This window comes from Streptomyces sp. NPDC058773 (assembly GCF_042746015.1).
Classification (GTDB): domain Bacteria; phylum Actinomycetota; class Actinomycetes; order Streptomycetales; family Streptomycetaceae; genus Streptomyces.
On sequence record NZ_JBHYPE010000028.1, the window covers coordinates 27,814 to 48,529 of the forward strand.

At 72.5% G+C, this 20,716-nt stretch carries 21 protein-coding genes; 9 read left to right on the plus strand and 12 right to left on the minus strand.

Annotation, left to right across the window (positions count from 1 at the left end):
* Positions 1-139: 139 nt before the first annotated feature.
* Positions 140-778 (minus strand): DUF6758 family protein, encoded by a 639-nt coding sequence (locus tag ACFW5B_RS23115; RefSeq protein WP_386442647.1) that lies wholly within the window; start codon positions 776-778, stop codon positions 140-142.
* A gap of 250 nt (positions 779-1,028) precedes the next feature.
* Here ACFW5B_RS23115 and ACFW5B_RS23120 point away from each other — a divergent pair, with 250 nt between their 5' ends.
* Entirely contained in the window at positions 1,029-2,291 is a 1,263-nt protein-coding gene (locus tag ACFW5B_RS23120) for an MFS transporter (RefSeq protein WP_386442650.1), read from the plus strand.
* Between the two features lie 95 nt (positions 2,292-2,386).
* Here the strand turns inward: ACFW5B_RS23120 and ACFW5B_RS23125 are convergent, their stop codons facing one another.
* Positions 2,387-2,971, minus strand: coding sequence for a suppressor of fused domain protein (locus tag ACFW5B_RS23125; RefSeq protein ID WP_386442653.1), 585 nt, complete (start codon positions 2,969-2,971; stop codon positions 2,387-2,389).
* Positions 2,972-3,474: 503 nt separating this feature from the next.
* On the opposite strand from ACFW5B_RS23125, the gene ACFW5B_RS23130 reads away from it, so the two are divergent.
* Positions 3,475-4,587, plus strand: a complete 1,113-nt coding sequence (locus ACFW5B_RS23130) for a magnesium and cobalt transport protein CorA (RefSeq protein WP_386442656.1) — start codon at positions 3,475-3,477, stop codon at positions 4,585-4,587.
* Between the two features lie 103 nt (positions 4,588-4,690).
* Entirely contained in the window at positions 4,691-5,230 is a 540-nt protein-coding gene (locus tag ACFW5B_RS23135) for a hypothetical protein (RefSeq protein WP_386442659.1), read from the plus strand.
* A 105-nt stretch (positions 5,231-5,335) separates the two neighbouring features.
* Here the strand turns inward: ACFW5B_RS23135 and ACFW5B_RS23140 are convergent, their stop codons facing one another.
* The gene (locus ACFW5B_RS23140; RefSeq protein ID WP_386442662.1) at positions 5,336-6,118 is read right to left on the minus strand and encodes a hypothetical protein; all 783 of its coding nucleotides are present in this window, start codon (positions 6,116-6,118) and stop codon (positions 5,336-5,338) included.
* A 192-nt stretch (positions 6,119-6,310) separates the two neighbouring features.
* On the opposite strand from ACFW5B_RS23140, the gene ACFW5B_RS23145 reads away from it, so the two are divergent.
* The 3 genes from ACFW5B_RS23145 to ACFW5B_RS23155 are packed head-to-tail and all read left to right on the plus strand — an operon-like array spanning position 6,311 to position 9,443.
* Positions 6,311-7,669 carry a magnesium transporter MgtE N-terminal domain-containing protein gene (locus tag ACFW5B_RS23145; protein ID WP_386442665.1) on the plus strand — a complete coding sequence of 453 codons (1,359 nt, stop codon included), beginning with the start codon at positions 6,311-6,313 and terminating at the stop codon, positions 7,667-7,669.
* On the plus strand, positions 7,659-8,240 hold the full coding sequence (locus ACFW5B_RS23150; RefSeq protein ID WP_386442667.1) for a DUF1003 domain-containing protein: 582 nt from the start codon (positions 7,659-7,661) through the stop codon (positions 8,238-8,240). Before ACFW5B_RS23145 ends, ACFW5B_RS23150 begins: the two co-directional genes overlap by 11 nt.
* 42 nt (positions 8,241-8,282) lie before the next feature.
* On the plus strand, positions 8,283-9,443 hold the full coding sequence (locus tag ACFW5B_RS23155) for an Mrp/NBP35 family ATP-binding protein (RefSeq protein WP_386442670.1): 1,161 nt from the start codon (positions 8,283-8,285) through the stop codon (positions 9,441-9,443).
* 113 nt (positions 9,444-9,556) lie between these two features.
* Here the strand turns inward: ACFW5B_RS23155 and ACFW5B_RS23160 are convergent, their stop codons facing one another.
* The 5 genes from ACFW5B_RS23160 to sigE form a co-directional block, all read right to left on the minus strand.
* Positions 9,557-10,201 (minus strand): hypothetical protein, encoded by a 645-nt coding sequence (locus ACFW5B_RS23160; protein WP_386442673.1) that lies wholly within the window; start codon positions 10,199-10,201, stop codon positions 9,557-9,559.
* A gap of 119 nt (positions 10,202-10,320) precedes the next feature.
* A complete protein-coding gene (locus tag ACFW5B_RS23165; protein WP_386442676.1) occupies positions 10,321-10,800 on the minus strand; it encodes a sec-independent translocase in 480 nt (159 codons plus the stop codon).
* 115 nt (positions 10,801-10,915) lie between these two features.
* Positions 10,916-13,534 carry a trypsin-like peptidase domain-containing protein gene (locus ACFW5B_RS23170; RefSeq protein WP_386442679.1) on the minus strand — a complete coding sequence of 873 codons (2,619 nt, stop codon included), beginning with the start codon at positions 13,532-13,534 and terminating at the stop codon, positions 10,916-10,918.
* A 129-nt stretch (positions 13,535-13,663) separates the two neighbouring features.
* A complete protein-coding gene (locus ACFW5B_RS23175; protein ID WP_386442682.1) occupies positions 13,664-14,623 on the minus strand; it encodes an anti-sigma factor family protein in 960 nt (319 codons plus the stop codon).
* A complete protein-coding gene (sigE, locus tag ACFW5B_RS23180; protein WP_386442685.1) occupies positions 14,620-15,309 on the minus strand; it encodes an RNA polymerase sigma factor SigE in 690 nt (229 codons plus the stop codon). Before sigE ends, ACFW5B_RS23175 begins: the two co-directional genes overlap by 4 nt.
* Before the next feature lie 285 nt (positions 15,310-15,594).
* On the opposite strand from sigE, the gene ACFW5B_RS23185 reads away from it, so the two are divergent.
* Positions 15,595-16,278, plus strand: coding sequence for an O-methyltransferase (locus tag ACFW5B_RS23185; protein WP_386442688.1), 684 nt, complete (start codon positions 15,595-15,597; stop codon positions 16,276-16,278).
* Positions 16,279-16,409: 131 nt separating this feature from the next.
* On the opposite strand, the gene ACFW5B_RS23190 is transcribed toward ACFW5B_RS23185, so the two are convergent.
* Positions 16,410-16,577, minus strand: coding sequence for a DUF3117 domain-containing protein (locus ACFW5B_RS23190; protein WP_006603288.1), 168 nt, complete (start codon positions 16,575-16,577; stop codon positions 16,410-16,412).
* A 323-nt stretch (positions 16,578-16,900) separates the two neighbouring features.
* Between ACFW5B_RS23190 and ACFW5B_RS23195 the strand changes: the two genes are divergently transcribed.
* Entirely contained in the window at positions 16,901-17,701 is an 801-nt protein-coding gene (locus ACFW5B_RS23195; protein WP_386442692.1) for an enoyl-CoA hydratase/isomerase family protein, read from the plus strand.
* A gap of 118 nt (positions 17,702-17,819) precedes the next feature.
* On the opposite strand, the gene ACFW5B_RS23200 is transcribed toward ACFW5B_RS23195, so the two are convergent.
* Positions 17,820-18,425 carry a DNA-3-methyladenine glycosylase I gene (locus tag ACFW5B_RS23200; RefSeq protein WP_386442695.1) on the minus strand — a complete coding sequence of 202 codons (606 nt, stop codon included), beginning with the start codon at positions 18,423-18,425 and terminating at the stop codon, positions 17,820-17,822.
* Complete coding sequence (locus tag ACFW5B_RS23205) at positions 18,422-18,883, minus strand: DivIVA domain-containing protein (RefSeq protein WP_386442697.1); 462 nt, start codon at positions 18,881-18,883, stop codon at positions 18,422-18,424. The genes ACFW5B_RS23200 and ACFW5B_RS23205 overlap by 4 nt, the downstream gene beginning before the upstream one ends.
* Positions 18,884-18,975: 92 nt before the next feature.
* On the opposite strand from ACFW5B_RS23205, the gene folP reads away from it, so the two are divergent.
* Entirely contained in the window at positions 18,976-19,836 is an 861-nt protein-coding gene (folP, locus tag ACFW5B_RS23210; protein ID WP_386442700.1) for a dihydropteroate synthase, read from the plus strand.
* Between the two features lie 52 nt (positions 19,837-19,888).
* Here the strand turns inward: folP and ACFW5B_RS23215 are convergent, their stop codons facing one another.
* Positions 19,889-20,638, minus strand: a complete 750-nt coding sequence (locus tag ACFW5B_RS23215) for a TIGR00730 family Rossman fold protein (RefSeq protein ID WP_386442703.1) — start codon at positions 20,636-20,638, stop codon at positions 19,889-19,891.
* Positions 20,639-20,716: the final 78 nt, after the last annotated feature.

Here is a 20,716-nt window from a genome sequence, read left to right on the forward strand (position 1 = left end):
CTCCAGACTCTTGCGGATCGGACAGCGGACGGGCCCCGGGCGCACACCGAGGTGAGTACAGCGTAAGGGGACCCCAGAAGGATACCGGGCGGCCGGATACCGCCCGTCCCCGCCGGGCCCGGCACCGGCCGCCCGCGGATCAGCCCAGGATCCGCGGCGAGAGCGCGCCGCACGGCAGCAGGTCCACCTCGGCGCCGGCCTCCCGCAGATCGGTCAGCACCAGCTCGTCGTACATCAGCAGCCCCGACGCCTCGGGCCAGGCGATCGCCCAGAGCCACAGCCCGCGCGCCTCGCCCGCGAAGACCGCGCGGTCCGGGGGCGCGTCCTCCAGGTGCCACAGCGGGGTCGGGCGGCCGGCGGCGAGCACCTTGGCGCGCGGATGCTTGCCGACGTCGATATGGGCGCCGGGGTCCGGGCCGTCGATACCGGCGTAGCGCGCGCCGAGTCCGACGCCCAGTTCCTCGGCGATCAGCAGCAGTTCGCCGGGGCCGCCGAGCGGACCGGGGCCGGTACAGGCCACCGCGGTCGCCCGGCCGCCGCTGCGCTCGTCGCCCGCGCAGGCCACCCCGGTGAACAGCCAGCCGACCGGCAGCGGCCAGGGCATCCATACGGGCACCTGCGCGCGGTGCACGACGACGCCGAGCGCCTCGACGCTCGGCGGGACGACCGGCTGGAGCGGATGCACGGTGCCGTGCAGGGCGCACTGCCAGGTGTCGGAGAAGAGACCGGGCGCCCTCACCCGGCCTCCGCACTTCGGGCAACTGGGTTCGCCCCTCATAAGGACCAACGGTCCTCCAGCCCCGCCGCCGCGTCAAGGACGATCACCCGACCGGTGCGCCCCGAATCACTTGCGCCGCCGCCCAATTGACGCCTTCCCGCACTCCACGCGTCCCGCCGAAAAACTAGTTGCAGCTTGCATTCTTTAGGTTGCCTAACTTATTGTGTGTAAACGTCAACGATCTCGGCGGCGGTACCGGCGCCGCCACGGACCAGGGATACGCAACCGGCAACGGAAGGGGAACGGCAGCATGAGCGGCACGAAGAGCGGCGGCCACGGCGGCGCGGACGATCCGTTCGAGGAGGGCGGCACCTCCCTGCTCCGCCAGCCGATGGCCGTATGGGCCACGGCGGGCGCCTCGGTCGTGGCCTTCATGGGCATCGGCCTCGTCGACCCGATCCTCCCGTCGATCGCCCGCGGACTGCACGCCACCAACAGCCAGGTCTCGCTCCTCTTCACCTCGTACTTCCTGATCACCGCCGTCGCGATGCTGGTCACCGGCTTCGTCTCCAGCCGGATCGGCGGCCGCAGGACGCTGCTGGCCGGGCTGGCGCTGGTGGTGGTGTTCGCGGCGCTCTCCGGCATGTCGGGGTCGGTCGGCGAACTGGTCGGGTTCCGGGCGGGCTGGGGCCTGGGCAACGCCCTGTTCGTCTCGACGGCGTTGGCGGTCATCGTGGGCGCGGCGGCCGGCGGGAGCAGCGCGGCGATCCTGCTGTACGAGTCCGCGCTGGGGCTCGGGATGGCCTGCGGCCCGCTGCTGGGCGCGGCCCTCGGCGACATGAAGTGGCGCTACCCGTTCTTCGGCACCGCCGTCCTGATGGCCGTCGGGTTCGTCGCCATCACGGTCTTCCTCCAGGAGCAGCCGAAGCCGGCCGCCAGGACCTCGCTGCTCGCCCCGGTCAGGGCGCTCGGCCACGGCGGGCTGGCCACCACCGCCGTCTCCGCGTTCTTCTACAACTACGCGTTCTTCACGGTGCTGGCCTTCACCCCGTTCGTGCTGAACATGTCGCCCTACAAGTCGGGCGGTGTCTTCTTCGCCTGGGGTGTGCTGCTCGCGGTGTTCTCGGTGATCGTGGCGCCCCGGCTCCAGCGCCGCTTCGGCTCGCTGAAGGTGCTGTGCGCCTCGCTGCTGCTGCTCGCCGCCGATCTGGTCGTGCTGGGTTACGGCCATCACACCACCGCCGTCGTCTGCACCGTTCTGTCCGGCGCCCTCATCGGCCTGAACAACACCGTCTTCACGGAACTGGCGCTGGGCGTCTCGGACGTGCCACGTCCGGTGGCGAGCGCCGGTTACAACTTCGTGCGCTGGTTCGCGGCGGCGGCCGCGCCGTTCCTCGCGCCCAGGATCGAGGAGTGGACCGATGTCCACGTCCCCTTCGTGGTCGCGGCCGTCGCGGCGGTGACCGGCGCCGGCATCGTCGCCGTCCGCCGCCGCGCGCTGACCACCGAGGCCGGGGAGCGGGCGCCGCGGCAGACGACGGAGGAGGACGGGGTCACCGCCCTCGCCGGGTGAGGCACACCACGCCGCGGCCCCGTAGGAACACTGACGCCCCGTCGGCCCTCGGAGAGAGGACCGGCGGGGCGCGTCGCCGTCCGGCGTCCTGCGGGTCAGTCGAGCGGAACGCCGGTGCGCAGCGGGTCGCGCAGATCCGTGCCGTGCTCCAGCCAGCGCTTCTCCAGGGCCTCGGCGCCGTGCACCCGCTTCCAGGCCGCCTCGTTGGGCGTCATCGGCAGCAGCGGCAGAAAACGGACCGGCTCCATCGGCTCGTCCAGCTCCAGGTCCTCGACCAGACCACCGGGCGAGGCGACCAGCACCGAGGTGAACGCCGAGCCGGGCCACAGCGGTTCACCCACGTCCAGCGAGGCGCCGGGCGCCACGACCACCCCCTCGACCTGCGGGGAAGCGGCGAGCACGGCGAGCGGCCGGAGCACCTTGTCGGTGTCGGCGCGGCCGCCCCGTACCGACAGCACGAGTTCGGCGCGCGGACCGCGCAGCGGATCGGCCAGCACGGCCGTGGGGTCGGCCATCGGCTGCGCGGACATCCCCAGCGTGGCGTAACGGACCACCCCGTTGTCCACGAAGCGGAGGACCTCGATACGGTCGGTGCCGAGAAAGGTGACGGCGGCGCGCGCGTCCGGCTCGCCCAGGGTTGTCCGCAACCGGGCCTCGACCAGCTCAAGAACGTCAGACATGGCGCGAGCATACGGCGGGCCACGTGGTCGGCCGTCACCCCTCGGCGGGCTGCTGTGCGGCGGCCCCGTTCTTCGTATGGAACGGGCAAAGCGGCACCGTAACGCGTCAGGCGGCTGATAGCCTTGCCGTCTGGTCAGGGAATGACGTCGTCCCCCAACGGGGACCGGCCGGAGGAGGTGGGGCTGCGGTGGATCCGAGTCGACCGTGCAGTACCGATAGTTCTCCCGTCATCCCGCTCGCGCAGCGAATCTCCTGATCCGAGAGCTTCCGTACCCAGCCGCTCAGCGGTGAAACCAGGGAAGCACCTTTGCGCCGGAAGTAGATGACGGAAGAGCGCCTTCGACTCTTTGTTCCGTGTTTTCTGCGAACTGCCGTCAGTGCCCCCGCACGGAGCGCCGCCCGCTTTGCGGACGTACAGCCGATGACGCCTCGTACGTCCACGTTCCGGGCAGCGTTGCCCCCCGCGCCCGCGCTGACGGCCGGCCCGTGAAGGAGCCTGCCCATGTCGATGATCCGCGACCTGCGCGCCGCCGTCCGCCCCTCCCGGCGGCGCGACGACCCCTCGTACGGCTACACCACCTCCGCCCCGGCGTGCCCCAACAGCGCCATCGTCGACTGCGGTGTCTACCGCGAGGGCCGCCGGGTGAGCGAGCACGTCACCCCGGCGGAGGCGATGGCCGGCGTCCGGGCCGAGGGCGGCTTCGCCTGGATCGGGCTGCATGAGCCGACCGAGGCCGAATTCGCCGGTATCGCCCAGGAGTTCGGGCTGCACCCGCTCGCCGTCGAGGACGCCGTGCACGCCCACCAGCGGCCCAAGCTGGAGCGCTACGACGAGACGCTGTTCACCGTCTTCAAGACGGTCCACTACGTCGAGCACGCCGAGCTGACCGCGACCAGCGAGGTGGTGGAGACCGGCGAGGTGATGTGCTTCACCGGCCGGGACTTCATCGTGACGGTGCGGCACGGCGGGCAGGGCTCGCTGCGCGCGCTGCGGCACCGGCTCCAGGACGACCCGGAGCTGCTGGCCAAGGGGCCGTCCGCGGTGCTGCACGCCATCGCCGACCAGGTCGTGGACGGCTACATGGCGGTGGCCGGCGCGGTGCAGGACGACATCGACGAGGTGGAGATCGACGTCTTCAGCTCCGGGTCCAACGGCAAGGGCTCCCCCAAGGGCGGCGACGCCGGGCGGATCTACCAACTCAAGCGTGAGGTACTGGAGTTCAAGCGGGCGGTGTCGCCGCTGCTGCGGCCGATGCAGCTGCTGAGCGAGCGGCCGATGCGGCTGGTGGACTCCGACATCCAGAAGTACTTCCGGGACGTGGCCGACCACCTGGCGCGGGTCAACGAGCAGGTGCTGTCCTTCGACGATCTGCTCAACTCCATCCTGCAGGCCAACCTCGCGCAGGCCGCCGTCGCGCAGAACGAGGACATGCGCAAGATCACGGCCTGGGCGGCGATCTTCGCCGTGCCGACGATGATCGCCGGGATCTACGGCATGAACTTCGACTACATGCCGGAGCTCCACTGGAAGTTCGGCTATCCGGCCGTGCTGATGGCGACGGTCGCCATCTGCTTCGGCATCCACCGCGGGTTCAAGCGCAACGGCTGGCTGTGAATCCGTCGCCGGGCGCCCGCCGACGGGGTGCCCGGCGCGTCCCCGCATCTCAGCGGCCGGGCGGCCCCGGCCGACCCGGGCCGGGGCGATTAGGCTGAGCCGTATGACGGAGACCGTGTCGCAGGCCCTGCACGATCGGGCGCTCATCGAAGAGGCCACGAAGAAGTCCGGCCTCATCTGGGTACGGGGGACGGCGGGCCCGTCCCGTGCGCTGTGGCATCTGTGGCTCGACGGAGCCGCCTGCCTCGTCGGGGACGGCCCCGGCGAGCAGCCGCTGGACGGCCTCGGGCTGACCGACGGCGGGACCGCGACGGTCACCGTGCGCAGCAAGGACAAGGGCGGCCGGCTGGTCGCCTGGCAGGCCGGCGTCGTCGAGCTGGCACCGGAGAGCGAAGCCTGGCGGGCCGCGGTCGACGAGCTCAAGGGCAAGCGGCTGAACGCGCCGGACGCGGACACCCTCACCGAGCGCTGGGCGCGCGAGTGCCGGGTCCTGCGGCTGGAGCCGGCCGGGGAGGCCGCTCAGCGCCCCGGGCGGATGCCGGAGGAATCGCACGCCGCACCGCCCCTGGCCACCTCGGCGATCACCCGGCGGCCCGTCCCGGCCGCGCTGCCGAAGCTGCTGCGGCGGGGGCGCAAGGGCTGAGGGCGGGACCGGGGTGCCGGTTGGCCCCGCGCGCGTCCCGTCCCGTGACCGACCGCCCCGTTTCCGACGGTCCCGTGACCGGTCGCCCCGTTACCGGCCGCTCCGCTACCGGCCCGAGCCGGAGATCTGCGTGCCGTAGTCCACGACCTGGTCCTTGTCCGGGGCCTTGAGATCCACGGGCTTGCCCCACTGGTCCATCTTCACCACGCCCGCGTCGCCGGCCCGGTGCAGCCGCAGCGGGTAGGGGGTGCCCTCCAGCGAGACGTCCACGCCGGAGCCCGCGCCGGCCGAGACCCGGATGGTGCGGACCCCGTCGAGGTCGCCGCGGTCACCGGCGGTCAGCTTGCCGTGCAGGCCGAGCAGCCCGGCGAGCAGCGTGTCCTTGTCGGTGAAGCCGCTGAAGCGCTGGTAGACCGGGTCCTTGGCGGGCACCTTCACGTACTTGCCGCCGAGTTTGTTCGCCGCCCCCTGGTCGAGCGCGCCGGACTTGCCGCTCTTCTCACCGGTCCAGAAGTCCGCGTCCGCCTTCAGATAGAGCGCGTCGCCGATCCGCAGCAGCTGGAAGGCGGCCGCCTTCGTGGTCAGCTCGCCCTTGGCGCCGTCCTTCGCCAGGCTCATGTCGAGCTTGTAGGTGCGCCCCTGGCCGACGACGTTGCCGGAGAGGTGCACGGTCTCGGCGCGATCGGCCGCGGCCCGCGCCTTGGCCTCGATCTTCGCGGCGGGCAGTTTCCCCATGCCGTTGGTACCGGCGTCCGGGTCCTCCTTTTCGCCGCAGCCCGTCAGCGCCACGGCCAGTGCCGCGCAGGCCACCCCCACAAGCGGAGCCCGTCCCGTACGTCGGGTTCCGGGCAGGGGTCGGGGGCCGGACCCCGGGGGGATTGCGCTCACGTCGGCTCTGCCTCCTGATGCGGGTGACCTCGACAGCTACGGCAGCGTACCTGGGCCGCGCCGGGTCGTCGGCGGGTGCGGGGCGGTCACCCTACGGCTGCTTTCACCGGGGCGGCACGGACCGGGGCGCGTTAGCCTGAACCCGGATTGATGCCTTATTTCGGGCTGAACGGGAGAAGGGCGGCGCTCGGCATGGCGGTCGTGACTCCCCGGGTCTTCGTCTCCCATCTGGCCGGCAGCGCCGTCTTCGACCCCAACGGCGACCAGGTCGGCCGACTGCGGGACCTCGTCGCGCTGCTCCGGGTCGGCGACCGTCCGCCGCGGCTGCTCGGAGTGGTCGTCGAAGTGATCAGCCGGCGCCGGATCTTCGTCCCCATGACGCGGGTGACCGGTGTGGACTCCGGCCAGATCGTCATCACCGGCGTGGTCAACATGCGGCGCTTCGAACAGCGGGCGTCCGAGACGCTGGTGCTCGGCGAACTGCTGGACCGGCGGGTGCGGCTGGTGGAGACCGGTGAGGACGTCACCGTCCTCGACATCGGCATCACCCAGCTGCCGGCCCGCCGGGACTGGGAGATCGACAAGGTCTTCGTACGGAAGGGCAAGGGCGGGGGGCTGCGCCAGAAGATTCTGCGGCGCGGAGCGCCTCCTGCGAAGGGCGGTGGCGGGCGACGGTCGGGCGAGGCACTGACCGTGGAGTGGTCGGCGGTGACCGGCTTCTCGCTGGAGGAGCACGGGCAGGGCGCGGAGAGCCTGCTCGCCACCTTCGAACAGCTGCGGCCCGCCGACCTGGCCGGGGTGCTGCACCACCTCTCCCCCAAGCGGCGCGCGGAGGTCGCCGCGGCGCTCGACGACGACCGGCTGGCCGACGTCCTGGAGGAGCTGCCGGAGGACGACCAGGTGGAGATCCTCGGCAAGCTGAAGGACGAGCGGGCCGCCGACGTCCTGGAGGCGATGGATCCGGACGACGCCGCCGATCTGCTCTCCGAGCTGCCGGAGGAGGAGAAGGAGCGGCTGCTGGCGCTGATGCGGCCGGAGGAGGCCGCCGATGTGCGGCGGCTGATGTCGTACGAGGAGCGGACCGCGGGCGGGCTGATGACCACCGAGCCGATCGTGCTGCGGCCGGACGCGACGGTCGCGGACGCGCTGGCCCGGGTCCGCGACCCGGACCTCTCGCCCGCCCTGGCCGCCCAGGTCTATGTCTGCCGGCCCCCGGACGAGACGCCCACCGGCAAGTACCTGGGCGTGGTGCACTTCCAACGGCTGCTGCGCGACCCGCCGTTCACCCTCGTCAGCTCGATCGCCGACACCGATCTGCCGGCCCTGCCGCCGGACACCCCGCTGCCCGAGGTGACCAGCTATCTGGCCGCGTACAACATGGTCGCCGCGCCGGTCGTGGACGAGAGCGGGGCGCTGCTGGGCGCCGTCACCGTCGATGACGTGCTGGACCATCTGCTGCCCGACGACTGGCGGGAAGACGGGCTGCACGGCCCGGCGACGGCCGGTCTGACCGGCGACGGCACCTTCGGGAAGGCCGCGCATGGCCGGTGAGGAGCGGGACGGCGGCAGGGAGCGGTCGCGGGCGAACGGCGCCTCCGCGCTGCGCCGGGGCGCCGCGGACCGCCCCCGGGTGCGCCTCGACCAGCCGCGCGCGCCGCGCCGTACGTTCCTGCCCGAGTACGACCCGGAGGCCTTCGGGCGGCTCTCGGAGAAGATCGCCCGCTTCCTGGGGACCGGCCGCTTCATCGTCTGGATGACCGTCACCATCATCCTGTGGGTCATCTGGAACACCACCGTGCCCAGCGGTCTGCGGTTCGACCAGTACCCGTTCATCTTCCTGACGCTGGCGCTGTCGCTCCAGGCCTCGTACGCCGCGCCGCTGATCCTGCTGGCACAGAACCGGCAGGACGACCGGGACCGGGTCACCCACGAGCAGGACCGCAAGCAGAACGAGCGCTCCATCGCCGACACCGAGTACCTGACCAGGGAGATCGCGGCGCTGCGGCTCGGGCTCGGCGAGGTCGCCACCCGGGACTGGATCCGCTCCGAGCTCCAGGACATGCTCAGGGATCTGGAGCTGCGGCAGCCGGCTGACGCGGAGAGTGATGAACGCGACCGCTGACGGCCTTTCCGGAGGCCGCCTCATGAGCCGTACCATCGGGTCATGGCTACCGACACGCCCCATGGCGCCACCCCGAGCGAGGACGCGGTCCGCGAAGCGCTCGCGACGGTGAACGACCCCGAGATCCACCGCCCCATCACCGACCTGGGGATGGTCAAATCGGTGGACATCGCGGCGGACGGCGCGGTGGCGGTCGTGGTCTATCTGACCGTCTCCGGCTGCCCGATGCGCGAGACGATCACCAACAACGTGCGCGAGGCCGTCGAGCGGGTCGAGGGCGTCACCTCGGTCGCCGTCGAGCTGGACGTGATGAGCGACGAGCAGCGCAAGGAGCTGGCGGCGTCGCTGCGCGGCGGCACCGCCGAGCGTGAGGTGCCGTTCGCCCAGCCCGGTTCGCTGACCCGGGTCTACGCGGTCGCCTCCGGCAAGGGCGGCGTCGGCAAGTCGTCGGTGACGGTCAACCTCGCCGCGGCGATGGCGGCGGACGGCCTGAAGGTCGGTGTCGTGGACGCCGACATCTACGGCCACTCGGTGCCCCGGATGCTCGGTGCCGACGGCCGTCCCACCCAGGTCGAGAACATGATCATGCCGCCGTCGGCGAACGGCGTGAAGGTCATCTCGATCGGCATGTTCACTCCCGGCAACGCCCCGGTGGTCTGGCGCGGCCCGATGCTGCACCGCGCGCTGCAGCAGTTCCTCGCCGACGTCTACTGGGGCGACCTCGACGTCCTGCTGCTGGACCTGCCCCCGGGCACCGGCGACATCGCCATCTCGGTGGCCCAGCTCGTGCCGAACGCCGAGATCCTGGTGGTCACCACCCCGCAGCAGGCCGCCGCCGAGGTCGCCGAGCGGGCCGGTTCGATCGCCGTGCAGACCCACCAGAAGATCGTCGGCGTGGTCGAGAACATGTCCGGGCTGCCCTGCCCGCACTGCGACGAGATGGTCGACGTCTTCGGCACCGGCGGCGGCGAGCGGGTGGCCGAGGGCCTGACGAAGACGACCGGTACGCAGGTGCCGGTGCTCGGCGCCATCCCGATCGACGTCCGGCTGCGCGAGGGCGGCGACGAGGGCAAGCCGGTCGTGCTGACCGACCCCGACTCCCCGGCCGGCTCGGCGATCCGGACGATCGCCGGCAAGCTGGGCGGCCGCCAGCGGGGCCTGTCCGGCATGTCGCTGGGGATCACCCCGCGCAACAAGTTCTGAGCCGGCGCGTGCCGGGACGGCGACCGTCTCCCGGCTGACGCGGAAAGGGGCGGGCCCGTACGGGTCCGCCCCTTGCTCTTGCGCCGCGCCGTCCGGCCCGGGGACGCGCCCGGTCAGCCGTCGTACATGGACAGGTCCTTGATCACCGAGAAGCCCAGCCCGTACGCGCTCATCCCGCGCCCGTAGGCGCCGATGTGCACCGCCTCGGGGCCCTCGCTCGCCGAGCCGGCCAGCACCCAGCCGTACTCGGACTCGCGGTAGGCGAACGAGGTGGGCACCCCGTCCACCGGCAGCATCAGCTCGCTCCAGCCCCCGCCGCCGAGATCGTCGGCCAGCTCCCAGGCGAGCATCGTCTGCTGGTCCAGCCAGTCCTGGCGCAGCGTCCGGTCCATCTGGGTCGGCCAGGTCTGCGCGAGCAGCCCCGAGCCGGCGAGCCAGGCGGCGGTCGAGACCGAGGTCGCCTCCAGGGTGCCGGTCCCGTCACCGCTGCGCCGTACGGGGCGGCTGGCGACCGTCACCACGACCGCGAACCGCTCGTCCTGCGGCGGCTCCACCTTGATGGTGGGCTCCTCACCGTGGCCGGTGGCGCCGTGTTCGACGGTGCCGTCCGCGGCCGCACCGACCTGCATCAGCCAGCGCGGACCCGTGAACGCCTCGTCGAGGCCGTACCACGGGAACGCGGCCAGCAGATAGCCGTCGACCTTCCGGGCGGCGCCGACGGCCGCCTCATCTGTCGCTGACGGACTGGTCGTCTCCATCTGCGCGGAGCCTCCTTGTTGCCCTGTGTCGTGGGCGGCCCGCCCCCCTCAGGCGACCGAACCCCGGACACCCGGAGCATAGCCATAGGCGTCCACGCAGACAGTCATACCGGTGTGTGTCAGGTGGCGTCGGCGTCGAACGGCGGACGCTCATCCGGCTGAGCGGCCTTCTTGACCAGGTCGGGGCGCCCGGCGGAGGCGGCCGGGGACTCCTTGGACAGGCTCGGGCGGGAGCCGTTCGAGGGCGTGGCGGAGGAGGCGCCGGCGTGGCCGTGCACGGCGTCCGTGACCTCGGCCACCTCCTGCTTCAGGTTGAAGCCGTCACGGATCTCCTGAAGGTCCTTGAGGCCGTACTCGTCCTTGTCGAGGACATGCTTGCGCACGAAGTTCTTGGGCTTGAGGTCCTCGAACTCGAAGTCCTTGAACTCCGGCCCCAGCTCGCTGCGGATGTCTTCCTTGGCGCTGTCCGAGAACGCCCGGACCTTGCGGATGAAGCCCATCACGTCCTGGATGACCTTGGGCAGCTTGTCCGGACCGAAGATGAGCACGGCAAGGATCACGAGCGCCACCAGCTCAAGGGGTCCTATGTCGAAGAACACCGTGCAGCTCCTTGGGTTATCCGTGGCCTTCGTGGCCCAGGGGCCAGGCCGCCTATCACGGTACCTGGCCCCGTACGCCGGGCGGGAGTCGGCCGTGCCAACACCGTGCAAACGATCAGTCCGTGCTGGAGGATCCCAGACTGAGCCGTACGGACCGCTCCTTGCCTCCCCTTTGGAGGGTCAGCACCAGCGTGTCGCCGGGCCGGTGGCTGCGGATCTTGACGATCAGCTCCTCGCCGCTGTGCACCGGGGCGCCGTCCACCTCGGTGATCACATCGCCGGCCTTGATCCCGGCCTTGGCGCCGGGGCCGCCCGGGATGACCGGCTGCTTGCCGTCCTTGCCGTGCTCACCGACCCGCGCCCCGTCGCCCGCGTACTCCATCTCCAGCGTCACGCCGATCACCGGGTGTGTCGCCCGGCCCGTGTTGATCAGCTCCTCGGCCACCCGCTTGGCCTGGTTGATGGGTATGGCGAAGCCCAACCCTATGCTGCCGCCCTGCCCCTGCCCCTGGCTGTCGCCGTCCGGGCCCCCGACGCCGTCGGCCGCGCGGATGGCGCTGTTGATGCCGATCACCCGCGCCTTGGCGTCCACCAGCGGGCCACCGGAATTGCCGGGGTTTATGGGGGCGTCGGTCTGCAGCGCGTCCACGTACGACACATCGCTGCCGTCGCCCTTCTGGCCGCCCGCGGTGATCGGGCGCTGCTTGGCGCTGATGATCCCGGACGTGACGGTGTTGGCGAGGTCGAAGGGTGCGCCGATCGCCACCACCGGGTCGCCGACCCGCACCGCGTCGGAGTTGCCGAGCGTGAGCGGTCGCAGCCCGGCGACGCCCTCCACCTGGACGACGGCGAGGTCGTAGCCGCCGTCCCGGCCGACGACTCTGGCCTTGGCCGTCTGGCCGCCGCTGAAGGTCACCGAGATCTCGCCGCTGCTGCCTGCCGGTTGGACGACGTGGTTGTTGGTGAGGATGTGGCCCTGGTGGTCAAGCACGAAGCCGGTGCCGGTGCCCTGCTCGGCGCTGCCGCGGACGTGCAGCGTGACCACCCCGGGCAGCGCGGCCTGCGCGATCCCGGCCACACTGTCCGGCTTCCGGCCCCCGTCATCCCCCGCGGCCTGCGGCAACTTGATGTCACTGATCCCGCCGTACCGCTCGACATACGCGCCGATGCCGCCGCCGACCCCGCCCGCGAGGAGGGCGAGCGCCACCGCACCGGCGACCAGTGGGCCCCGCCGCCTGCGCGGGGCGGTGGCCGGCCCCGTGGGCCCGCTCTGCAGCGGGGCGCTCCAGGGGTCGTATTGGTGCCAGGCGGTGGGGGTGTTGGGGGCGGCGGGAGTCGGGCTGTGGTCGCCGGGGGGGGTGGTGCCGGGGTGGGGGGTGGTGCCCGGCACCACGGCGGTGCCGGGCTGTGCGGCGGTGCCGGGGTGCGGGGCCGCGCCGGGCTGCGGGGCCGCGCCGGGGTGCGCGACGGTCGCGTGGGGCGCGGTCGCCGAAGCCGGGCGGGGGCCGCCGTCGCCGGGGTGGGGGACGAAGGGGCCGTCCGGGCCCGCCGGCGCCACATCGGGGCCGGCGCCCGGCCCTGCCGCGGAATCCGGTGCCGCGCTCTGCGCACCGGCGGGCCCGGGGGCGCCGGCTTGACCGGGGGTGTCGGCCCGCCCGGGGGCGGGCTGCGGGGCGGCCGGGGCGCCGTACGGGGGCAGCGGTCCGGCCTGGGGCGGGATCACCGTGCCCCGTGCGGGCGTTGCCACCGGACGCTGTACGGGCGGAGCGGGCGCCCACGGCCCGGGACCACCGTAGGGCGGGGTGCCGTACGGGTCCTCGGCATGCAGCGGCTGCTGCCGCGGCGCCGCGCCGGTGCCCTCGGCGGAGGCGGGGGGCGTGGGCGGCAGGGGGGCCGCTGTGGTGGTGGGAGCGGTCGCAGCCTCCGCCGCGGCCGTGGCGGCCTTCGTCACCGTGGTGGTCGCGCCATCCGTCGGAGCCGAAGCCGCCGCCGTGGCCATGGCGGCCGTCGGCGCCTCGGCCTCCGAGGCCGTGGCGGGCCCGGCGGCCTCGCCCTGTGCGTCACCACGCACCTTGCCGAGCGTCACGGTCGCCGGGGTGGAACGCGTGCCGACGGCGGGGCCGCCCACGGCCGCCCCGGCGGTCTTCTCGTTCGGATCTTCCGCGGCCATGGCGGCCCGCATCGCCGACCGCCCCCTCAACTCGGCCTCGCCTGCCGCTGCTTCGGCCGCTTGCGAGGTTTCGGCCGCCCCGGTGGCTTCGGCCCCTTCGGTGGGCTCGACCACGTCAGCTGCTTCGGCCGTCCCGGTATCTCCAGGCGCCCCGGCCGGCGTAGCGCCGTCCCCGGACCGTGGCGGGCGCACGGACCAGTCCTCCGGCTGCTGACCAGCGGAGGTGTCCGGGACGCGGGGAAGCTGGGCGGTCAACTCCGCGGCCGGATCGGCCACTTCGGGCGTCGCGGCGCCGGAGGCAGCCGCGGCAGCGGCCGGTCCGGGAGCGGTCGGCGAGGGCGCCGTGGCGCCGGGCGCTTCCGCCCGCTGAGGCGGACGCACCAGCCAGTCGCCGTCGCTCTGCACCTCGGACGTGCCGGAGGGCTCGGGCGGTGTGCCGGCCGCCGGGCCGCCGACGGGCGGCTCCGTCTGCGGGTCGGCCTCGGTGGACGGTTGTGTACCGGGAGTGCCACCCGGACGGCTCCACCACTTCAGCTTCGGCCCGGTGGCCTTACCGTCGTCCATGCTCTCCCCAGAGTTCGCCCGCGTCATGCCCGGGCCACCACCACCTCGCGGGCGCGCCCGGTCAGGGGTGCGCCGCCCCACAGCGATTCAACCAGTTTCCGCTGGGGGCCGCGCAGGGACGGTCGACGGTCAGTGCCCGGCGGGTCCCTTGCCCTCGGCGGGCGGGCCGGCCGCGGCCGCGGAGCCGATCAGCGGGCGCTTGGGCTCCAGGGGCGGGAGGGCCGGCGGGTTCTTCCGCACGGGGGCGTTGCCGGTGACGGCGGCCAGCGGCGCGAAGTGATACGCCGAGGCCGGTCCGGTCGCGGCTATCAACGGGGAGAGGCCGAAGCGGCCGGCCGGCGGCGCGGACGGCGCCGATGCCGACGCATGGGGCGCGGGGGGTGCCGTACCGGGGCCGTACAGGGCCATGGCACTGGGGGCCGGGGCCAGGGGCGGTCTGCCGGACGGCTGCCGGCTGCCGGACCAGGAGTTCCCGGCGGTGTACTCGGCGCCGCGGAGCAGGGAGCCGCTGTCAGCGGCCGGGCTGGCGCCGAGCGGGGTGACGGCCGTACCGCCGCCGTCGCCCCGTCCGCCGGGGAGATCGACGGCCGCCTCCAGCGGGAGGGCGCCGCCCAGCGCGAAGGCCGCGAGGGAGACCGCCCCGGCCGCCGCGAAGGCGAACCGGCGCCGCTGTGCGGGACGGTCGGCCTCCGGCAGCCGGAAGCGGGCGCGCGACTGCACGGGGAGCGCCACCATGGCCTGGCCGGAGTGACGGCCGGAGGGGACATAGCCGAACGCGCCGCCGTCGCGCGCGAAGTCACCGCGCCCGAGGCCGCCGTTGCCGAGCCGACTGCCGGGCCCCTCCTGGTCACCGCCGGGCAGCTGCTGGAGGCGTGCCAGCAGGCCCTCGGAGGGACCGGGGGGTGCCGCCTGAGCGAAGACGTTCTTCAGCCGACGCTGGGCGTCGGCCTCCGCCTTGCACTTGCCGCAGGTCGCGAGATGCGCGAGCACCCGCTCGCGCGCGTCATGCCCCAACTCGCCATCGACCAGGGCCGCAAGGCGGTCGCCGAGATGCTGCTCGGCGGGGGACGGACCGCCGCTGCCGATCACGCGATCCCGACCTCCTGCGTAGGCACCACGGCCAGCGAGCGTCGCTGCTCGCGCTCCTCGGCACGGGTGGCCGGAGCCCGGTGCTTGAGGGACTTGCGCAGATGGGAGCGGCCCCGGTGGATCCGGCTGCGGACCGTGCCGAGCTTGACGCCCAGGGTCGCGGCGATCTCCTCGTACGAGAGGCCCTCGATGTCGCACAGGACGACCGCGGCACGGAACTCGGGCGCCAGGGTGTCCAGCGCCTGCTGCACATCGGCGTCGAAGTGGGTGTCGTTGAAATGCTGCTGCGGGGAGGGTTCGCGGCTGGGGAGCCGCTCGGCGGCGTCGTCACCGAGCGCATCGAACCGGATGCGCTGGCGGCGGCGGACCATGTCCAGGAAGAGGTTGGTGGTGATGCGGTGCAGCCAGCCCTCGAAGGTGCCGGGGGTGTACGTCGACAGCGAGCGGAAGACGCGGACGAACACCTCCTGGGTGAGGTCCTCGGCGTCGTGTTGATTGCCGGTGAGGCGATACGCGAGGCGGTAGACCCGCGCACTGTGGGTACTGACGATCTCCTCCCAGCTGGGCGGAGTCCACGCCTGCACGTCCGCGTCTGCGGCGAAGGTCGCGGTGGTCGCGGAGTCGGTGGAGGCCCCTCCCATGCCCTTCGGGCCATGAGGGCGGAAACGGTCAGCAGTGTTTGTCACGGATTTCGGCTCGGCAAACGACCTTTTCAAGCGCCTCAGCACCCCTCGGTCACCCGCCTCAGCCGCACCTCCCCTGGTGGCTCTGGTGGTGTCCAGTAGAGCCCCTACCATATCCACCTCGCCCGTTAGCTCCGGATAAGCAGTTTTGACCTGCATTTGGTCCTGCTTCTGGTCCTGGTTCGTGTTTCGCGCGGTCCTCACCGTGCATCCCCCCGTCGTCCCGCCACCCCTTCATAACGTCCGGTCCCATCTGCGGGTTCCCGCACGCAGCGGATACAGTCACGGTTGCGTCAACTACGGGGACAGGAGAGGGCCATTACCGGCAACCGGCAGACGAGCTTGGCATTCGCCGAGGCGTACGGCGCCGGGACCATCGACGACAGCGCCGAGGCCGCCCTGCACTGGTCCCGTGACCGCGCGCGGGAAGCCGGTATCCGCACGGTGAACAGCGGCACCGGCGCGGCCCTCCGTCTGCTCGCCGCCGCCGTGGACGCCAAGGCGGTCGCCGAGATCGGCACCGGAACGGGCGTGTCGGGCATCTACCTCCTGCACGGCATGCGGCCCGACGGGGTGCTGACCACCGTGGACCTCGAACCCGAGCGGCAGGCGTTCGCCAAGCAGGCGTTCCGTGCGGCCGGCTTCGCCGGGAACCGTGCCCGGTTCATCCCCGGCCGGGCCCTGGACGTGCTGCCCCGGCTCGCGGACGGCGGCTACGACCTCGTGTACTGCGACGGCGACCTGATGGAGTGCCTGGAGTACCTCGCTGAATCGTTGCGGCTGCTGCGCCCCGGCGGCCTGGTGTGCTTCGAGGGCGTCTTCGCGGACGGCCGTACGGTCGATTCGGCGGTGCAGCCCACGGAGGTGCTGCGGCTGCGGGAACTACTGCGGGCCGTAAGGGAGAGCACGGCACTCGTACCGTCCCTGTTGCCCGTCGGTGACGGACTGCTCTGCGCCGTCAAGCGCGGTTGACCACGCCACGGGCGTACCGAACGGCCCCGGCACACGGCGCGCCTTCACTGCGCGCCGTATGCCGGGGCCGGGGTAATACGGCTGGGGATACCGGGGTCAGCCCCGGGAAACCGCCGGTTGCGCCGCCCTTGTCAGACGGTGACCTTGTCCAGGGCCTCACCCAGGGCCTTGGCTTCGTCGGGGGTCAGCTCGACGACGAGCCGCCCGCCGCCTTCGAGCGGAACACGCATGACGATGCCCCGCCCCTCCTTGGTCACCTCGAGCGGGCCGTCGCCCGTCCGCGGCTTCATGGCCGCCATGCTCGTTCCCCTTCCTGAAACCAGCTCATCTCAGCCGACGGCCCGGATAGGCACGTGTCACCGGCATCGAACACATTGCTTCCAGGCCATTATCCCGCATCGAACGACCCGATGACCAACATCGGGCGGCATCCCTTCGGCAACGCGCTCCCGCAAACCCCCGCAATTCGGAGAGCCCACTCCAATACTTCTCCGCCTGCCGTCCTCCGGCGCGCCCGCAATCTTTGATGTACGTCACATGCCGATGCCCGATGATCTCCGGCATCCTGAGCGCTGACTGCCGCTGCCGCGCAGTCCGAGCCGCGACGGAGGGGACTCCCACTATGGCCGACACCGTGCTCTATGACGTGACCGACGGACTCGCGACGATCACGCTCAACCGCCCCGACGCGATGAACGCGCTGAACATCGAGGCGAAGGTCCAGCTGCGGGACACGCTGCAGGAGGCCGCCGCGGATTCGGCGGTGCGTGCCGTGCTGCTGACCGCGACCGGGCGTGCCTTCTGCGTCGGGCAGGACCTCAAGGAGCACATCGGGCTGCTGGCGGAGGACCGGGCCACCGGCTCCGGGAAGACCATGAACACCGTGCGTGAGCACTACAACCCCATCGTGACGGCGCTGACCGAGATGCCCAAGCCCGTCGTGGCGGGCGTGAACGGGGTCGCCGCGGGCGCCGGTGCGGGCTTCGCGATGGCGGCCGACTACCGCGTGGTCGCCGACTCCGCCTCCTTCAACACCTCCTTCGCGGGCGTCGCGCTGACCGCCGACTCCGGGATGTCCTGGACCCTGCCGCGGCTGATCGGCCGGAGCCGGGCCGCCGATCTGCTGCTCTTCCCGCGCAACATCAGCGCGCAGGAGGCGTACGACCTGGGGATCGCCAACAAGGTCGTACCGGCCGAGGAGCTGGCCGAGACGGCCGCCGCGGTCGCCCGGCGGCTGGCCCAGGGCCCGACCGCCGCGTACGCCGCGATCAAGGAGTCGATGGCCTACGGGGCGGATCACTCGCTCGTGGAGACGCTCGGCAAGGAGGACGAACTGCAGGGCCGGGCCGGGGCGTCGGAGGACCACCGGATCGCGGTCGAGGCGTTCGTGAAGAAGGAGAAGCCGGTCTTCCTGGGGCGCTGACCGGCCGCGGGGCGGACCCGTCGGCCCGGAGGCTTGGGGCGCCCCGGACCCATCGGCCGACCCGGAGGTGTCAGCCGGTCGGGAGCCGCCGGCCGGCCCGGGTCCGCCGCGCCCCGGGTCAGCCTGCCGCCGCCTCCACGGCCGCCCGTACGTGGCACTCCGCCAGATGGTCGTTGACCAGGCCGCACGCCTGCATCATCGCGTAGGCGGTGGTCGGGCCGACGAAGCGGAAGCCGCGCTTCTTGAGGTCCTTGGCGAGGGCCGTGGACTCCGGTGTCACCGCCTGCACGTCGCCGACGGTGCCCGGCACCGGCCGGCCCGCCCGGACGGGGGCGTAGGACCAGATCAGGTCGTCGAGCTCGCCGGGGGCCAGCGCGGCGGCGACCTTGGCGTTGTTGATCGTTGCGGCGATCTTGGCGCGGTTGCGGATGATGCCGGGGTCGGTCAGCAGCCGCTCGGCGTCCGCCTCGGTGAACCGCGCCACCTCCGGGATGCGGAAGCCGGCGAACGCGGCGCGGAAGCCGGGGCGGCGGCGCAGGATCGTGATCCAGGAGAGGCCGGACTGGAACGCCTCCAGGCTCATCCGCTCGAAGAGGGCGTCGTCGCCGTGGACCGGCAGGCCCCATTCGGTGTCGTGGTAGGCGCGGTAGTCGGCCATCCGCTCCGACTCCATCCCCCACGGGCAGCGCGGGACGCCGTCCGGTTCCCTCACCACACCGCTCATGCCGGCTCCTCGCCCTCCGCGCGCTTCCCCGGGGCCTCGGGCGCCTCGGGTGCGTCGGTGGTCTCCCGGTCGCCGGGCCGCCCGTGCTCGGGCCCCGCCTCCGGCACCGGACCGAGCACGGGCGGCCCGTCCTGTATGAGCCCCGGGCCGCCCATGGCGGAGGCATGCGCTCCGGCCAGCGCGGCCTCCAGCTCGGCGATCCGGGCGTCCCGCTCGGCGAGTTCGGCGCCCAGGCGGTCCAGGACGTCGTCGACGTCGTTCATGCGATAGCCACGGACGGTCACCGGCAGGCGCACCGCGTCCACATCGGCGCGGGCCACCGGGCGGTCCTCCGGCAGCGGGTCGTGCAGCCGGTCCGGCTCGGAATCCCGCAGCCCACCGCCGTCACCACCGCCGACGACCACGAGCGTGACCGCGGCCACCACCACGACCATCGCGATCAGCAAGAACCAGAACACGACCAACTCCCCGGACTATGTGCCTGCACTGATCGTGCCATGCGGGTGTGACAGTTAGGGTCGCTCCCGGACCACGGAGAGGGAGTCAGGGAATGCTGCGGCTGGGGAATCGCGAGTTCGGCGCGCACGAGCCGGTGATCATGGCGATCGTCAACAGGACGCCGGACTCGTTCTACGACCAGGGCGCCACGTTCCGTGACGAGCCCGCCCTCGCCCGGGTGGAACAGGCGGTGGCCGACGGTGCCGCGATCATCGACATCGGCGGCGTCAAGGCCGGCCCCGGCGAGGAGGTGAGCGCCGAGGAGGAGGCCCGCCGCACGGTCGGGTTCGTCGCCGAGGTCCGCAAGCGCTTCCCCGATGTAGTGATCAGCGTCGACACCTGGCGGCACGAGGTCGGCGAGGCGGTCTGCGAGGCCGGCGCGGATCTGCTCAACGACGCCTGGGGCGGCGTCGATCCACGGCTCGCGGAGGTCGCCGCGCGCCACGACGTCGGCCTGGTGTGCACCCACGCGGGCGGCGCCGAGCCGCGTACCCGGCCGCACCGGGTGACGTACGACGACGTGATGGCCGACATCCTGCGGGTGACGCTCGGACTGGCCGAGCGGGCCGCGGAGTTGGGCGTCCGGCGGGACGCGATCATGATCGATCCGGGGCACGACTTCGGGAAGAACACCCGGCACAGCCTGGAGGCCACCCGCCGGCTGGGCGAGATGACGGAGACCGGCTGGCCGGTGCTGGTCTCGCTGTCCAACAAGGACTTCGTCGGCGAGACGCTCGACAAGCCGGTCAAGGAGCGGGTGCTCGGCACCCTGGCCACCACGGCGGTCTCGGCCTGGCTGGGTGCCCAGGTCTACCGCGTCCACGAGGTCGCCGAGACCCGGCAGGTACTGGACATGGTGGCCTCGATCGCCGGCCACCGGCCCCCGGCGGTCGCCCGCCGGGGACTGGCCTGAGGGACACCGGCCGGGACGGAAGGCCGCCCCTGAAGGCCCTGGGTCCCGGCCCCTAGATCCCGACCTCCTTGGTCACCAGCGCGATCGCCTCGTCCACGTCGTCGCTGAGGTGGAAGAGTTCCAGATCGTGCATCGAGGCCTTGCCCTGGGCGATGAGGGTGTCGCGCAGCCAGTCGACCAGTCCGCTCCAGTAGGCCGTGCCGAACAGCACGATCGGGAAGCGGGTGACCTTGCGGGTCTGGACGAGGGTGAGCGCCTCGAAGAGCTCGTCGAGGGTGCCGAGGCCGCCGGGGAGCACCACGAATCCTCGGGCGTACTTCACAAAACACGTCTTGCGGACGAAGAAGTACCGGAAGTCGACGCCGAGGTTCACATAGTCGTTCATGCCCTGCTCGAAGGGCAGCTCGATGCCCAGGCCCACGGAGGTGCCGCCGGCTTCGTTGGCGCCCTTGTTGGCGGCCTCCATGGCGCCGGGCCCGCCACCGGTGATCACCGCGAACCCGGCCTCCACCAGGGCCCGTCCGATCCGCACACCGATGTCGTACTCCTTGGAGTCCCGCGGTGTACGGGCCGAGCCGAAGACGCTGACGGCCGGGCCCAGCTCGGCCAGCGCGCCGAAGCCCTCGACGAACTCCGACTGGATGCGCATCACGCGCCAGGGGTCGGTGTGCACCCACTCGGAGGGGCCCTCGGAGTCCAGCAGCCGCTGGTCCGTGGTGCCGGTCTGCACCTGCTCCTGGCGGCGCAGTACGGGACCCAGCCGCTGCTCCTCCGGGACCGGTGCTCCCTCGGGACTGGCCATGTCGTGCTCCCTCCGCTGGCAGGTCGTGTGCCGTTTCAGCCTAGATCCGCGAACGTGAAGTGCAGGGGAATTCGACGG